This is a genomic window from Streptomyces sp. JW3, from assembly GCF_052216785.1.
Taxonomy (GTDB): Bacteria; Actinomycetota; Actinomycetes; order Streptomycetales; family Streptomycetaceae; genus Streptomyces.
Map to the genome: position 1 here is coordinate 79208 of NZ_JBQOUX010000019.1, position 13550 is coordinate 92757.

The 13550-nt window shown below is 74.4% G+C and carries 15 protein-coding genes and 1 pseudogene; 10 read left to right on the forward strand and 6 right to left on the reverse strand.

Translation table 11 applies throughout. From position 1 onward, the window contains the following. Positions 1–60 precede the first annotated feature (60 nt). From ACTT8P_RS11210 to ACTT8P_RS11240, 7 genes are all read left to right on the forward strand, one after another. A complete protein-coding gene (locus tag ACTT8P_RS11210) occupies positions 61–2505 on the forward strand; it encodes a SpoIIE family protein phosphatase (protein WP_442831422.1) in 2445 nt (814 codons plus the stop codon). Positions 2506–2572: 67 nt separating this feature from the next. Further along, positions 2573–2992, forward strand: coding sequence for a CBS domain-containing protein (locus tag ACTT8P_RS11215; protein WP_442831423.1), 420 nt, complete (start codon positions 2573–2575; stop codon positions 2990–2992). 79 nt (positions 2993–3071) lie between these two features. Continuing rightward, positions 3072–3251 (forward strand): hypothetical protein, encoded by a 180-nt coding sequence (locus ACTT8P_RS11220; RefSeq protein WP_442831424.1) that lies wholly within the window; start codon positions 3072–3074, stop codon positions 3249–3251. Positions 3252–3325: 74 nt separating this feature from the next. Beyond that, positions 3326–4393: a glucose-1-phosphate thymidylyltransferase gene (locus tag ACTT8P_RS11225; protein ID WP_442831425.1), complete on the forward strand. Its 1068-nt coding sequence runs from the start codon at positions 3326–3328 to the stop codon at positions 4391–4393. Continuing rightward, positions 4390–5370, forward strand: coding sequence for a dTDP-glucose 4,6-dehydratase (rfbB, locus tag ACTT8P_RS11230; protein WP_442831426.1), 981 nt, complete (start codon positions 4390–4392; stop codon positions 5368–5370). Before ACTT8P_RS11225 ends, rfbB begins: the two co-directional genes overlap by 4 nt. Further along, positions 5367–6239, forward strand: a complete 873-nt coding sequence (gene rfbD, locus ACTT8P_RS11235) for a dTDP-4-dehydrorhamnose reductase (RefSeq protein WP_442831427.1) — start codon at positions 5367–5369, stop codon at positions 6237–6239. The genes rfbB and rfbD overlap by 4 nt, the downstream gene beginning before the upstream one ends. After that, positions 6236–7039, forward strand: a complete 804-nt coding sequence (locus tag ACTT8P_RS11240) for a class I SAM-dependent methyltransferase (protein WP_442831428.1) — start codon at positions 6236–6238, stop codon at positions 7037–7039. The genes rfbD and ACTT8P_RS11240 overlap by 4 nt, the downstream gene beginning before the upstream one ends. Before the next feature lie 121 nt (positions 7040–7160). On the opposite strand, the gene rfbC is transcribed toward ACTT8P_RS11240, so the two are convergent. The 4 genes from rfbC to ACTT8P_RS11260 all read right to left on the reverse strand — a co-directional run bounded on the left by rfbC (position 7161) and on the right by ACTT8P_RS11260 (position 10934). Beyond that, on the reverse strand, positions 7161–7757 hold the full coding sequence (rfbC, locus tag ACTT8P_RS11245; protein WP_442831429.1) for a dTDP-4-dehydrorhamnose 3,5-epimerase: 597 nt from the start codon (positions 7755–7757) through the stop codon (positions 7161–7163). 2 nt (positions 7758–7759) lie between these two features. Then, complete coding sequence (locus ACTT8P_RS11250; protein WP_442831430.1) at positions 7760–9676, reverse strand: glycosyltransferase family 2 protein; 1917 nt, start codon at positions 9674–9676, stop codon at positions 7760–7762. Positions 9677–9812: 136 nt separating this feature from the next. Further along, complete coding sequence (locus ACTT8P_RS11255) at positions 9813–10397, reverse strand: hydrolase (RefSeq protein ID WP_442831431.1); 585 nt, start codon at positions 10395–10397, stop codon at positions 9813–9815. Positions 10398–10472: 75 nt separating this feature from the next. Further along, entirely contained in the window at positions 10473–10934 is a 462-nt protein-coding gene (locus ACTT8P_RS11260; protein WP_442831432.1) for a MarR family winged helix-turn-helix transcriptional regulator, read from the reverse strand. 108 nt (positions 10935–11042) lie between these two features. Between ACTT8P_RS11260 and ACTT8P_RS11265 the strand changes: the two genes are divergently transcribed. Further along, the gene (locus ACTT8P_RS11265) at positions 11043–11561 is read left to right on the forward strand and encodes a metallophosphoesterase family protein (protein WP_442831433.1); all 519 of its coding nucleotides are present in this window, start codon (positions 11043–11045) and stop codon (positions 11559–11561) included. An 18-nt stretch (positions 11562–11579) separates the two neighbouring features. Here the strand turns inward: ACTT8P_RS11265 and ACTT8P_RS11270 are convergent, their stop codons facing one another. Together ACTT8P_RS11270 and ACTT8P_RS11275 are read right to left on the reverse strand one after the other, a co-directional pair. Beyond that, positions 11580–12227, reverse strand: a complete 648-nt coding sequence (locus ACTT8P_RS11270; protein WP_442831440.1) for an SRPBCC family protein — start codon at positions 12225–12227, stop codon at positions 11580–11582. Positions 12228–12285: 58 nt separating this feature from the next. Then, positions 12286–12840: pseudogene (locus tag ACTT8P_RS11275) on the reverse strand (VWA domain-containing protein); the annotation flags it as partial. A 134-nt stretch (positions 12841–12974) separates the two neighbouring features. Between ACTT8P_RS11275 and ACTT8P_RS11280 the strand changes: the two are divergent. Together ACTT8P_RS11280 and ACTT8P_RS11285 are read left to right on the forward strand one after the other, a co-directional pair. Then, positions 12975–13208, forward strand: a complete 234-nt coding sequence (locus tag ACTT8P_RS11280) for a hypothetical protein (RefSeq protein ID WP_442831434.1) — start codon at positions 12975–12977, stop codon at positions 13206–13208. Then, positions 13205–13489, forward strand: a complete 285-nt coding sequence (locus ACTT8P_RS11285) for a hypothetical protein (RefSeq protein ID WP_442831435.1) — start codon at positions 13205–13207, stop codon at positions 13487–13489. Before ACTT8P_RS11280 ends, ACTT8P_RS11285 begins: the two co-directional genes overlap by 4 nt. Positions 13490–13550 lie beyond the last annotated feature (61 nt).

Sequence of the window (13550 nt, forward strand, 5' to 3'; positions counted from 1 at the left end):
GCGGCGGCCCCTGTGCGCACAGGGGCTGCGCGGACCCCGTACAAGCGCTGTAATGGCGGCGTGACCAGTGAGGGTGACGGGGGACGCGGAGCGGGAACCGCGCGGGCCGCGAGTGCCCTCCGGGCGCTGGCGTCCGGCGCCGATCCGGGCGACCGGCTGCGCCGCACCCTCGAACAGGCCCTCGTCTTCGCCGGCGCCTCCCTCGCCGCCCTCTACGCCCCCGGCGAGGACCCCGGCCTGCTGTGCCTGGCCGAGTCGGCCGGAGTGCCCCGGACGCTGTACGGCGTCCGCGACGCGTATCCCGCGACCGGCGACTCCCCGGTCGCCGAGGCGCACCGCGGCGGCCGTCCGGTGTGGCTCGGACCGGCGGAGCTGGCCGGGCTGGCCGCCGCCCGGCACGTACCGGCGGGCGGGTTCTCCCTGGCGGCGCTGCCGCTGCCCGGCGACGGCGGCTGCCTGCTCGCCGTCACCGAACGCCCGGACGGCTTCGGCACCGGCGACCGCGCGCACCTGGAGCTGATCGCCGGGGCCGTCCCGCGGCCCGCCCCGGCCACCGCCGCCGACCGCGGCGAACTGCCGCCCGACCTGTTCACCCTCGCCATGGACACCGGCCGGGTCGAGGTCGGCGACGCCATCCTGGACCTGTTCGGGCTGGCCGCCCGGGAGTTCGACGGCAAGATCGAGACGCTGCTCCGGCTGACCGTGCCGGAGGACCTCCCGTCCCTGATGTCCGTGGTCGAGGCCGACCACATGTCGCTGGGCGAACGGGAACTGGAGTTCCGCGTCCTGCGCCCCGGCGGACCTCCGCGCTGGCTGCGGCTGCGCGGCCGGCTGCGGCCCGCCGGCGACGGCCGCCCGGCCCGCCTGGTGGGCACCGTCACCGACGCCGCCGCCCTGCGCTCCCACGTCACCGACGTCGCCCGGGTCCAGCGGCTGGCCGCCGCGCTGGCCACCGCCGGCACCGTCCGCGAGGTCGGCCAGGCCGTCGTCGCCGCGCTGCGCGGACCGCTGCGCGCCGACCGGATCGCGCTGGCGGAACTGGAGAACGACCGCCTCGTCGTCACCGTCCTCGACCCGCCCGACCCCGAGGCGTGGCCCGAGGTGTGGCGCACCGAATGGCGCTCCGAGTGGCCCGACGCCCCGGTCCGCGCCATGCCCACCCTCGCCGCGGTGCTGCGCGACGGCCGCCCCGAGGTCTGGCCGGCCGGCACCGGCGACCTGGAACCCGCCCTCGCCGACGTCGGCCCCGGCGGCCTGGCCGTCCTGCCGCTGCCCGCCGGCGACCGGCCCTGGGGCGTCTGCCTGATCGGCTGGGACGGCCCGCACGACTTCGGCCCCGACGAACGCGCCCTGCTCACCGCCTCCGCCGGACTCGCCGGACAGGCCCTGACCCGGGCCCACGCCTTCGACGCCGAACACGAACTCGTCGGCATGCTCCAGCGCCAACTGCTGCCCCGCCGGCTGCCCGAACTGCCCGGCGCCCTCGCCGTCGCCCGCTATCTGCCCAGCACCGCCGGCCTGGCCCTGGGCGGCGACTGGTACGACGTGATCCCGCTGCCCGACCACCACGTGGCCCTCGTCATCGGCGACGTCCAGGGCCACAGCGCCGGCGCCGCCACCCTCATGGGCCAGCTGCGCACCGCGCTGCGCGCCTACGCCGTCGAAGGGCACCCGCCGGACGTGGTGGTCGCCCGCGCCAACCGGCTGCTCGCCGACATGGAGACCGACCTCTTCGCCACCTGCGTCTACGTCGACCTCGACATGGAGGAGGGCACCGCCTGGTGCGTACGGGCCGGTCATCCGCCGCCGGTGCTGCGCCACCCGGACGGCCGCACCGAGATCGTCGAGGCGGAGGGCGGCCCGCCGCTCGGCGTGGTCGACCAGGCCGACTTCCCGATGAGCCCGCTCGGCCTGCGCCGCGGCACCCTGCTCGCGCTGACCACCGACGGCCTGGTCGAGTCGGCCGACGCCGACCTCGACGAGGGCCTGGCGGCCCTGGCCCGCGGCCTCGCCGCCGCCGACCCCGCCCACCTCGACCTGGTCGCCGACGCCCTGCTGGGCGGCGCCCGCCGCAGCGACGACGTGGCCCTGCTGCTGGTCCGCTACGACGGGATGGCGCTGCGCCCGCTGCGCGAGAGCTGGACGGTGTGGCGGGTCCCCGAGGCGGTCCGGCACGCCCGCCGCTTCACCCGGCGCACCCTGCGCGCCTGGGCCCTGCCGGACACCGGCGTCGACGCGGTCCTGCTGGTCGTCTCCGAACTGGTCACCAACGCCCTGGTGCACACCGAGGGACCGGTCCGCCTCCACCTCACCCTGGTCGGCGACCGGCTGCGGATCGCGGTGGCCGACTCCTCGCCGCGCACCCCGGCCAAGCCCACCAGCATCGGCTGGGAGGCCACCGGCGGCCGCGGCATCCTCCTGGTCGAGGCGGTGTCCGCGGCCTGGGGGACGCTGCCGGTCAGCGGCGGCAAGCAGGTCTGGAGCGAACTCCCGGTCGGCCGGTGATGACGGAGCGCGCCGCCGGGTACCCGGCGCGGGACCGCGGCTTCGCACAGCGAGGAAAGAGGCAGCCATGACCCAGTACGTCCGCGACATCATGACCGGCGACCCGGTGACCGTCGCACCGCAGACCTCGGTGACCGCCGTGGCCCGCATCATGCGCGACCAGGACCTGGGCGCCGTCCTGGTGACCGACGGCGACGACCTGCGCGGCCTGGTCACCGACCGCGACCTGGTGATCCGCTCGCTGGCCGACGGCGGCGACCCGGAGCGGACCACCGTGGCCGGCGCGTGCAGCGGCGACGTGGTGACCGTCGGCCCCGACGAGGAACTGGACCGGGCGGTGCGGCTGATGCGCGAGCACGCCGTGCGCCGGGTCCCGGTGGTCGACGCCGGACACCCCGTCGGCATCGTCGCCCTGGGCGACCTGGCGATGGAGCGCGACCCGGAGTCGGCGCTCGGCGACATCAGCGTGGCCCGGCCCAACACCTGAGCGCGTTTGACCGGCCCCGGCCGGGAAACCCGTCCACCTTCGTCGTGAAGAGCGTGAAGAGAAGGCAGTTGATGATCCCGTGATCACGGACACCAGTGAGAAACCCGTCGACCCGCGCCCCGAGACCGGCTGGTCCGAGGCCCGCCGCCGGCGCGGCACCGGCCCGGTACGCACCTGGGTGCCCGCCGTCGAGGACACCGGCGCCCCGCGCGCGGCGCAGCCGGGCCCGGAGCCGCACATCGTGCGCGGCGAGGACTGACCCCGCCGACGAGCCCGACAGCGGTCGGTTCAACTAACGTTCCGTTCACCCCGGGGGACAGTAGGGTGAACCAGATGAAGGCACTGGTGCTGTCCGGCGGCGCGGGCACCCGGCTGAGGCCCATCACACACACCTCGGCCAAGCAACTCGTCCCGGTCGCCAACAAAGCTGTCCTGTTCTACGGACTGGAGTCCCTGGCCGACGCCGGTGTCACCGACGTCGGCATGATCGTCGGTGACACCGCCGCGGAGATCGAGGAAGCGGTCGGCGACGGATCGAGATTCGGCCTGAAGGTCACCTACATCCCGCAGGAACGCCCGCTGGGGCTGGCCCACGCGGTACTGATCGCCCGGGAGTACCTGGGCGACGACGACTTCGTCATGTACCTCGGGGACAACTTCGTGGTCGGCGGGATCACCGACCTCGTCGCGGAGTTCCGCACCCACCGGCCCGACGCCCAGATCCTGCTCACAAAAGTCGCCGACCCGCGCTCCTTCGGCGTCGCCGAACTCGGCCCGGACGGGCAGGTGATCGGCCTGGAGGAGAAGCCGGAGCAGCCCAAGAGCGACCTCGCCCTCGTCGGCGTGTACCTTTTCACCCCGGCCATCCATGACGCGGTCCGGGCCGTCAAGCCGTCCTGGCGCGGGGAGTTGGAGATCACCCACGCCATCCAGCACCTCCTCGACAGCCGTGCCGACGTACGCTGCACGGTCATCAAGGGCTACTGGAAGGACACCGGCAACGTCGGCGACATGCTGGAGGTGAACCGGGCGGTCCTGGAAGGCATGGAGCGCCGCATCGACGGCGAGGTGGACGCCGCGTCCGAGACCATCGGCCGGGTCGTGGTGGAGAAGGGGGCACGGATAGTGAACTCGCGCATCGTGGGGCCCGCCGTCATCGGCGCGGGCACCGTGGTCAGCGACTCCTATGTGGGCCCGTTCACCTCCGTCGCGGAGAACTGCCGGATCACCGACAGCGAGGTGGAGTTCTCCATCGTGCTGCGCGACTCCTCGATCCACGGGGTGGGCCGGATCGAGGCGTCGCTCATCGGCCGGCACGTGGAAGTGACCCCGGCACCCAGTGTGCCCAGTGCCCACCGACTCGTCCTCGGAGACCACAGCAAGGTGCAGATCCACTCATGAAGCTTCTCGTCACCGGCGCCGCCGGCTTCATCGGCTCCCGCTACGTCCGTACCCTGCTGGCCGACGACGCGCCCAACGCGCCGCACATCACGGTGCTGGACAAGCTGACCTACGCGGGCACCCTCGACAACCTCGAACTCGGCCACCCGCGGCTGACGTTCGTCCAGGGCGACATCCGCGACGCCGAACTGGTCGGCACCCTGGTGGCGGAGGCCGACCAGGTGGTGCACTTCGCCGCCGAGTCGCACGTCGACCGCTCCATCCTCGGCGCCGACGACTTCGTCCTCACCAACGTCGTCGGCACCCAGACCCTGCTCGACGCCGCGCTCCGGCACGGCCTGGAGACGTTCGTGCACGTCTCCACCGACGAGGTGTACGGGTCGGTCGCCGAGGGCTCGGCGGCCGAGGAGTGGCCGCTGCGGCCCAGTTCGCCGTACTCCGCCTCCAAGGCGTCCTCCGACCTGATCGCCCTGGCCTACCACCAGACCCACGGCCTGGACGTGCGGGTCACCCGCTGCTCCAACAACTACGGCCCGCACCAGTTCCCCGAGAAGGTCGTCCCGGTGTTCGTCACCAACCTCCTCGACGGGCAGCACGTCCCGCTCTACGGCGCGGGCCTCAACGTCCGCGACTGGCTGTACGTCGACGACCACTGCCGGGGCGTCGAACTGGTCCGCACCCGGGGCCGGGCCGGAGAGGTCTACAACATCGGTGGCGGCACCGAACTGACCAACAAGGAGCTGACCGGCCTGCTCCTGGACGCCTGCGGGGCCGGCTGGGACCAGGTCGAGTACGTCGAGGACCGCAAGGGCCACGACCTGCGCTACTCGGTCGACTGGACGAAGATCCGCGACGAACTCGGCTACCGTCCCGAACACGACTTCGCCACCGGCCTCGCCGAGACCGTCGCCTGGTACCGCGACAACCGCGCCTGGTGGGAGCCGCTGAAGCGGCGCGTGCAGCGGGAGCACGCGTGAGGTGGCTGGTCACCGGCGCGGGCGGCATGCTCGGCCGGGACGTCGTCGCCGAACTGACCCGGCGCGGCGCCGAGGTCACCGCGCTGGACCGCGCGGCCCTGGACATCACCGAACCGGCCGCCCTGGAGGACGCGTTCACCGTCCACCGCCCCGACCTGGTGGTCAACTGCGCCGCCTACACCGCCGTCGACGACGCCGAGACCGACGAGGCCCGCGCCCTGGAGATAAACGGCGAGGGCCCCCGGCTGCTGGCCCGGACCTGCGCCGCGTACGGCGCCCGGCTGATCCACGTCTCCACCGACTACGTCTTCGACGGCGCAGGCCGCGACGCCCCCTATCCCGAGGACCACCCGACCGCCCCGCGCACCGCCTACGGCCGTACCAAGCTGGCCGGCGAGCGGGCCGTCGCCGAGGAACTCCCGGACGCGAGCGCCGTGCTGCGCACCGCCTGGCTCTACGGCGTCCACGGCCGCAGCTTCGTACGCACCATGATCGAGCTGGAGGGCCGCCGGGACACCGTCGACGTCGTCGACGACCAGCGCGGCCAGCCCACCTGGAGCGCGGACGTCGCCGCCCGGATCGCCGACCTCGGCCCGCTGGTCGGCCGCGGCGCGAGCGGCGTCTACCACGCCACCAGTTCGGGCGAGGCCACCTGGTACGACCTGGCCCGGGAGGTCTTCGCCGGGCTCGGCGCCGACCCCGACCGGGTCCGCCCGACCGGCAGCGCGGCCTTCACCCGGCCCGCGCCCCGCCCCGCATACAGCGCCCTCGCGCACGGCCGCTGGCAGCACACCGGGCTGCCCGCGCCGCGCGACTGGCGTGCCGCCCTGCACGAGGCTCTTCCCCGAATCTGCAAGGAGTCCAGTTGAAACGCCATGAGTTCCTGCGGGAACTGCACAAGGTCAGCGCCAACCGCAACTACCTGGAGATCGGCGTCAACGACGGCCGCAGCCTGCGCCTGTCCCGGGTCCCCAGCATCGCGATCGACCCCGCCTTCAAGGTCGTCTCGGAGCTGAAGTGCGACGTCCACCTGGTGAAGGCCACCAGTGACGACTTCTTCGCCCGCAAGAACCCCCTCGCGCACCTCAAGAGCGGCCGCCACCCGCTGCGCAACATGCGCCGCGGCCGCTCGCTGACCGGCTACTGGCGGCGCACCACGCTCGACCTGTCGTTCATCGACGGCATGCACCTGTTCGAGTACGCGCTGCGCGACTTCATCAACGTGGAGAAGCACTCGGACTGGTCCAGCGTGATCGTCTTCGACGACATGCTGCCGCGCAGCGTGGACGAGGCGGCCCGGGACCGGCACACCGGCGCCTGGACCGGCGACGTCTACAAGGTCATCGAGGTGCTGACCCGCTACCGGCCCGACCTGGTGACCGTCCTGGTGGACACCCAGCCCACCGGCCAGCTCGTGGTGTTCGGCGCGGACCCGGAGAACACCGTGCTGACGGACAAGTACGACGAGATCATGGCCGAGTACCTGGTCGAGGACCCGCAGAAGGTGCCCGAGGCGATCCTGGAGCGGTCCGTCGCGGTGCCGGCCGAGAGCCTCCTCCAGGCCGGCTTCTGGGGCCGCCTGGCCAAGGCCCGCAACCTGGGCCTGGGCCGGGCCCGCGGCTGGGAGCCGCTGCGCCGCGCGGTGGAACAGGTCGGCGTCAGCCGCTAGCCGGTCCGGTCACGGGCGGGGCCGGCCCGCCGGGCGGGGAGTCCGGCCCCGCCCGGCGGCGCTCGCGTCGCTCCCACTGCCGCGCGGGCGGCCGCAGTACGCCCGCGCACCGCCCGCCGCTCTACCGGCCGCGCAGTCCCTCGTAGTACGCCGTGCACTGCGCGTAGCTCGGCAGCAGCCCGGCCCGTTCCGCCTCGGCCAGCGTCGGGGCCGCGGCGTCCTTCTCGGACAGGACCGGGGCGATGCCCTGTGGCCAGGCGATGCCCAGCGCGGGGTCGAGCGGATGCACGCCGTGCTCCCGGCCGGGCGCGTACCCGGTCGAGCACAGGTACACCACCGTCGCGTCGTCGGTGAGCGCCATGAAGGCGTGCCCGAGTCCCTCGGCGAGGAACACCGCGTGCCGGGTGTCGTCGTCGAGCCGCACCGCCTCCCACTGCCCGAAGGTCGGGGAGCCGGTGCGGATGTCGACCACCACGTCCAGCACCGCGCCCCGGACACAGGTGACGTACTTCGCCTGTCCGGGCGGCACCTCGGAGAAGTGCACCCCGCGCAGCACGCCCCGGCGGGAGACCGAGCAGTTGGCCTGCGCCAGCGTCAGGTCGTACCCGGTGGCCGCGCGGAACTCCGCGCCCCGGTACCACTCGTGGAAGCTGCCCCGGTCGTCCGGGAACACCTTGGGTTCCAGCACCCAGGCGCCCGCCATGTCCAGTGCCCGCACGTTCAGTTCCTCACCTTCCGCAGGGCGGCCCCCAGCAGCCGCCGGGCCCTGCGCCACAGCCGCTGACCGAGCCCGGGCCGCGGCGGCGGACCCACCCGCACCTCGCCGCCCTCGACCCGCAGCGGCTGCGGCAGCGGGTGGAAGCGCGGCTCACCGGCCCCCGGGGTGAGGCAGACGGCGGCCTTCCAGGTGCCGCCGGCCAGCACGGCGGCCGGCAGTACGGCCGTCAGCCGCGACCGCGCCGGGTCCGGGGTCGGGGCCAGCGTGCCGGGCACGTCGACGGACCGGCCCGGCGTGGCGAACCGCACCAGTACCTCGCTCTCGCCCGGCACGTACAGCGGCAGGGCCGCGCCGAGCCGGTCGCCGGTCGCCGACAGGTCCGCGCGCGGCAGCCCGAGCCGCTTGGCGGGGGCGCCGAGGTCCAGGGAGAGATTGCGGTGCGGGTCGGTCCAGTACGGCAGTACGGCCCGCGCGGCGACGACCCCGGCGGGCGGCGCGAGCCGGCCCTGCGGCCGGGGCACCGGACCGAGCCGGCACTCCTTGGTCCAGCCGCCCAGCTTGACCCGGACCAGGGCGTCCCAGATCCCGGTGCCGGGCAGCGTGTCCGGGTCCACGGCGGCCGTCGCCCGCAGGGTGAGCCGGACCCGGCCGTCGTCCCCGGCGGGGACCGCCTCGCGGGTGAACCGCACCGGCTGGAAGTGCTGGGCGGCGCTGGAGCGTTCGCGCAGCAGCAGATCGGCGGTGGCCGCCTCGAACCGGGCGGCGGTCTGCCCCTCCACCCACGCGACCGCCTCGGCGACGTCCTTGGGCGCGTCCTCCAGGGCCGTGCCCGCGGCGTCGGCGGGGAACGTCATGGGCTGCCCGGCGCAGGTGTACTCGGCCCGGAAACCGATCTCCAGTGTGCCGCCTTGCCAGGTCACCGTCTCGGGCGCGGAACTCAGCGCGACGGACGCCTCCCACTCGGCGAACGCCACCAGGTCGTCGAACCGGTCGGCGGCGGTCAGCGCGGCGACGACCTGCTGGGTCGGCTGGAGCCCGGCCGCGACGCCGGGACCGAAGCGCTCGACGACGACCTTGTGGATCTCCGCGAACAGGTCCCGGCGGTAGTCCTCGGGGGCGGCCAGCAGCCGCTTGCCGCGCAGCCGTTCGACCATCTCGTTGCGCAGCCAGCGCCGGAACAGCCGGTCCCGCAGCGAGCCGGGGTCGGTGTACTTCTCGACGATGTCGAGGGCCTCGCGGAGGTTGCCGAAGTAGCCGACCGGGTCGAAGCGCTGGAAACCGGCGTTAGAGGCGTCGTCCCGCTTGACGTGGTAGTAGCAGACGTAGTCGCTGAGCACGGAGACGTTCGCCGCGCGCAGGTACGCCTCCGTCACGAAGACATGGTCCTCGAGCCGCCGCCGGCCCTCCGGGAACCGGAGCCCGATCCGGTCCAGGAACTCCCGGCGCACCATCTTGTGCGGGGTGAGACTGTCGATCAGCGGCGAGTTGGCCAGGGTGGCCCGCGGATGGTTGCGGCGGAACAGCTCCACCGGCACCGGGCGGCCCTTGCCGGCCATCTTGCCGACCACCACATCGGCCCCGTTGGCGACCCCGTAGTCGTACATCCGCTCCAGGGCCTCGTCGCCCAGGTAGTCGTCGTTGTCGACGAACATGACGTACTCGCCCCGGGCGGCGCCGATGCCGACGTTGCGGGGCTTGCCCGACCAGCCGGAGTTCTCCTGGTGGATGACGTGCATCCGGGGGTCCTCGGCGGCGAGCGCGTCGAGCCGGGCCGGGGTGGCGTCGGTGGAGCCGTCGTCGACGAAGATCACTTCGTACGCTTCCGGCGGCAGCGACTGCCGCTGCAACGAGGCGATGCAGTCCTCGATGTATGTCCCCGGGTTGTAGACGGGAACGATGACGCTGACCTTGACCGGCATCAGGCTGGGGCCCCCTGGGTCTCTTGCCGTATCTGTGCTGGTGTGGCGAAGGGTGGCCCGATGCTAACGCGGCCCGCTGTGTTCGCCACCTCCGGCCCGGCCCCGAGACCGTGTTGTGAGGTGACCCCGGCCGGGATCAGCCGTGCGTCTTGTCCAGCAGGGCGAGCACCTCGGCCGTCGTGCCGGTCTCGCCGAGCCGCGGGAAGATCCGCTGCACGCTGTTGCGGTGCGTCTCCTCGTTCATGTCGCTCATCGCGTCGGTGGCCAGGGTGACGTGATAGCCGTGCTCGTGCGCGGCGCGGGCGGTGGACTCCACGCCGATGCTGGTGGCGATGCCGGTCAGCACGATCTGGGTGACGCCCCGGCGGCGCAGCTGCACATCGAGGTCGGTGCCGTGGAAGGCGCCCCAGTTGTGCTTGGTGACGGTGATGTCGCCGGGGTGCCCGGTCAGTTCGGGGGCGATGACGTCCCAGCCCGCGGGCAGCGAGCGGCCGGCACCGGCCGCCTCGGTGCGGCCGGGCACGGCGTCCGCCCCGTCGGCCGCGAAGGAGACCCGGACCAGCGCCACGGGCAGCTTCCGGGCCCGGAAGGCGTCGGCCAGCCGCACGTTCCGGGCGAGCACGTCGGCGCCGGTGTGCGGGACGACGGGGGCGCCGAGGATGCCGGCCTGGAGGTCGATGACGACGAGCGCGGTACGGGGGTCGAGGGTGGTGAGAGCCATGAGGGGGTGCCTTTCGATGGTGCGGTGATGCGGTGGGTGGGCCGGGTACGGCGGTGGGTGGGTCGGGTACGGGGGTCAGGGGCGGGTGAGCCGCTCCAGCAGGGCGAGTGCGTCGAGCACGGTCTGCCGTTCCGCCTCGCTGCACCGGTCCTGGAAGGCGCGGGCCAGCCATTCGCCGCGGATCTCCCGGTCGCCGGCGGCGCGGGCCCGGCCCGCGTCGGTGAGGGTGACGAGCTGCCGGCGGCCGTCGTCGGGATCGGGGGCGCGGCGGATCAGCCCGTGCCGCTCCAGCGCGGCGAGCGTCGCCGCCATGGACTGCGGGCGGACCCCCTCGGCGGCGGCGAGCGCGCTGGCGGTGGCGGCGCCGTGCTTGCCGACCAGGGTGAGGGCCGACACCTGGGACGGGGTGAGGTCCTCGTCCCGGGCCACCTCCCGGATCCGGCGGCGCAGCCGGCTGAACACCACGCGCAGGTCCTGCGCGGCGCGGGCGGCGGAGTCGGAGACACCCTCGGCGGGCTCGGCGGCTTCCCTGTTCATGCCTCCGACCCTAAAATCGACAGGCCAGCCTGTCCAGTCAAGGCTGCGCAGTTTTACCTGTTCATGTCCGTGGGCCCCGGACCACTGCCGGGGACCTACGCTGGACCGGTGCGCCTGCTGATCATGTCCGACACCCATCTGCCGAAGCGCGCGCGGGAGCTGCCCGCCGCGCTGCTGGCCGAACTGCCGCGCGCCGACGTCGTGATCCACGCGGGGGACTGGGTCGACCCGGCCACCCTCGACCTCCTTCAGGACCGCGCCCGCCGGCTGGTCGCGGTGTACGGCAACAACGACGGGCCCGAGCTGCGCGCCCGGCTGCCGGAGGTGGCCCGCGCCGACCTCGGCGGCCTGCGCTTCGGCGTCGTCCACGAGACCGGTCCGGCGACCGGCCGGGAGGCCCGCTGCGCGGCGCGCTTCCCCGACCTGGACGTGCTGGTCTTCGGGCACAGCCACATCCCGTGGGACAGCACCGCCGACAGCGGCCTGCGGCTGCTCAACCCCGGTTCGCCGACCGACCGGCGCCGCCAGCCGCACTGCACCTACCTGACGGCGACGGTCACCGACGGCCGGCTCGACGACGTCGAACTGCACCGGCTGCCGCCGCGCCCGGCGGCACGCCGGGGCTGAGCCGCCGGGCGCCCTCGGTCAACGCCGCCGCCACCGCCGTATCCGGACCACCACCAGCGTCCCGACCAGCACGGCGGCGAGGGCCGGACCCGCGCGCCGGGCCAGCGGGGCGCCGGCCGCCCGGACCAGGTCGAGCGCGTCGTCCCGGCCGGCCGGCTCCGCCGCCGGCGCACCGGCGGTCTCCTCAGCGCCCTCCTCGGTGCCCTCCTCCGTGTTCTCCTCCGGTGCGGCCAGCCGCTCGCTCAGATTCGTGGCGAACCGGCCGATGATCCGGTCGCCCACCTCCGCGATCACCCCGCGGCCGAACTGCGCCGGGCGGCCGGTCACCGTCAGGTCGGTGCGCACCGAGACGGCGGTGCCGCCGTCGCGCTCGCTGAGCGTGCCGGTCACGGTGGCCCGCGCGGTGCCCTGGCCGCGGGCCTCCCGGCCGCCGGCCACGAGCACCATGCGGTGCGCCGCGTCGTCCTGCTCCTCGAAGACGGCGGTGCCCTTGTACGTCAGGGTCACCGGGCCCACCTTGACCTTCACCGAACCGGTCACGGTCTTGCCGTCGAACGCGTCGACGGTCGCCCCCGGCATGCACGGGGCGACCCGTTCGATGTCCAGCAGCGCCCGCCAGGCGTCGTCGACCGGGACGGGCACGGTGAACTCGTGGTGCAGTTCCATGATGGCCTCCTTGGTTCTCATGCCTGGTTCTCATGCCTGGTTCTCCTGACCCGGGGTGCTACGGCGCTCGCGGCCCGCCCTGCCGGGCCGGGGCCCGTATCTCCCGCGCCAGCCGTTCCAGCGCGGCCAGGCTGTGACCGGGCACGAAGGCGTCCAGGTGCGGCAGGGCCGCCGCCATGCCGGCCGCCAGCGGGGCGTAACCGGGGCGGGCCTTGAGCGGGTTGGACCAGATCACCCGGTGGGCCAGCCGGCCCAGGCGGCGCAGCTGGGCGGCGAGCAGCTCCGGGTCGCCGCGCTCCCAGCCGTCGGACAGCAGCACCACGACCGCGCCGCGCGCCACGCCCCGCTGTCCCCACCGGTCCAGGAACTCGCGCAGCGGCTCACCCAGCCGGGTGCCGCCGCGCCAGTCGGGCACCGCCGCCCAGGCGGCCGCGAGGGCCCGGTCGGGATCGCGGTGGGTGAGTTCCCGGGTCACCCGGGTCAGCCGGGTGCCGACGGTGAACACCTCGGTGGGCGCGGACCGCGCGGCGGCGTGCGCGAATCGCAGCAGGGCGTCCGCGTAGGGCGCCATCGATCCGCTGACGTCCACCAGCAGCACCAGCCGGCGCGGTCGCTCGGTCCGCGCCCGGTGCCGCCGCTCGTACTCCTGCCGCAGCCCTCAGCGCCACGACCTAGCCGCCGAGCTGGAGCGACGCCCCGCCTGAGTCCCGCCCGCCCACCGGCCCCGTCGCCCGGCGCGCCTACCTCATGGCGGCACAGCACCTCGGTCCGCCGACCACCCCCGAACTCCTCGATGCCGCCGACCTGTCCCTGGACACCTGGACACCCGGCGCCCGCGAGTCCGCCGTGTTCGCCCGACTGCTGGCGGACGCGCGGGGGTGGCGGCCCGCCGGCCGGGTCACCGACCGGCTGGGCCTGACGGGTGAGCCGGGGCGCGGGCCCGTGACCGCCGGCCGGGCGGCCCCGTTGCCCAGGGCATGATCTCCACACGACGTATCGTCGCCGCCGTCGGTCTCGCCGCCGGCGTCACCGGCCTCGCCGCGCTGCCGGCGAGCGCCGCCGACGCCGGCGCGCGGCCCTCCGGCGGCCTCAGCCCGACGCGGCTGCTCGACACCCTCGCCGTCAGCGACCTCCCCGCCGAACACCGCGACGAGATCCTGCGGCCCTCCGACCAGCTCGGCCGGCTCAAGGACCTGGGCCAGCTCCAGCAGGTGGTGGGCCTGGTCTCGCCGCTCTTCGGCGTGGTGCCGGCCTTCGGCTGAGCAGGCCCGCGCGTACCGAGGGAGGGCCGCCCGGACGTCCGGGCGGCCCTCCCTCGCGTCC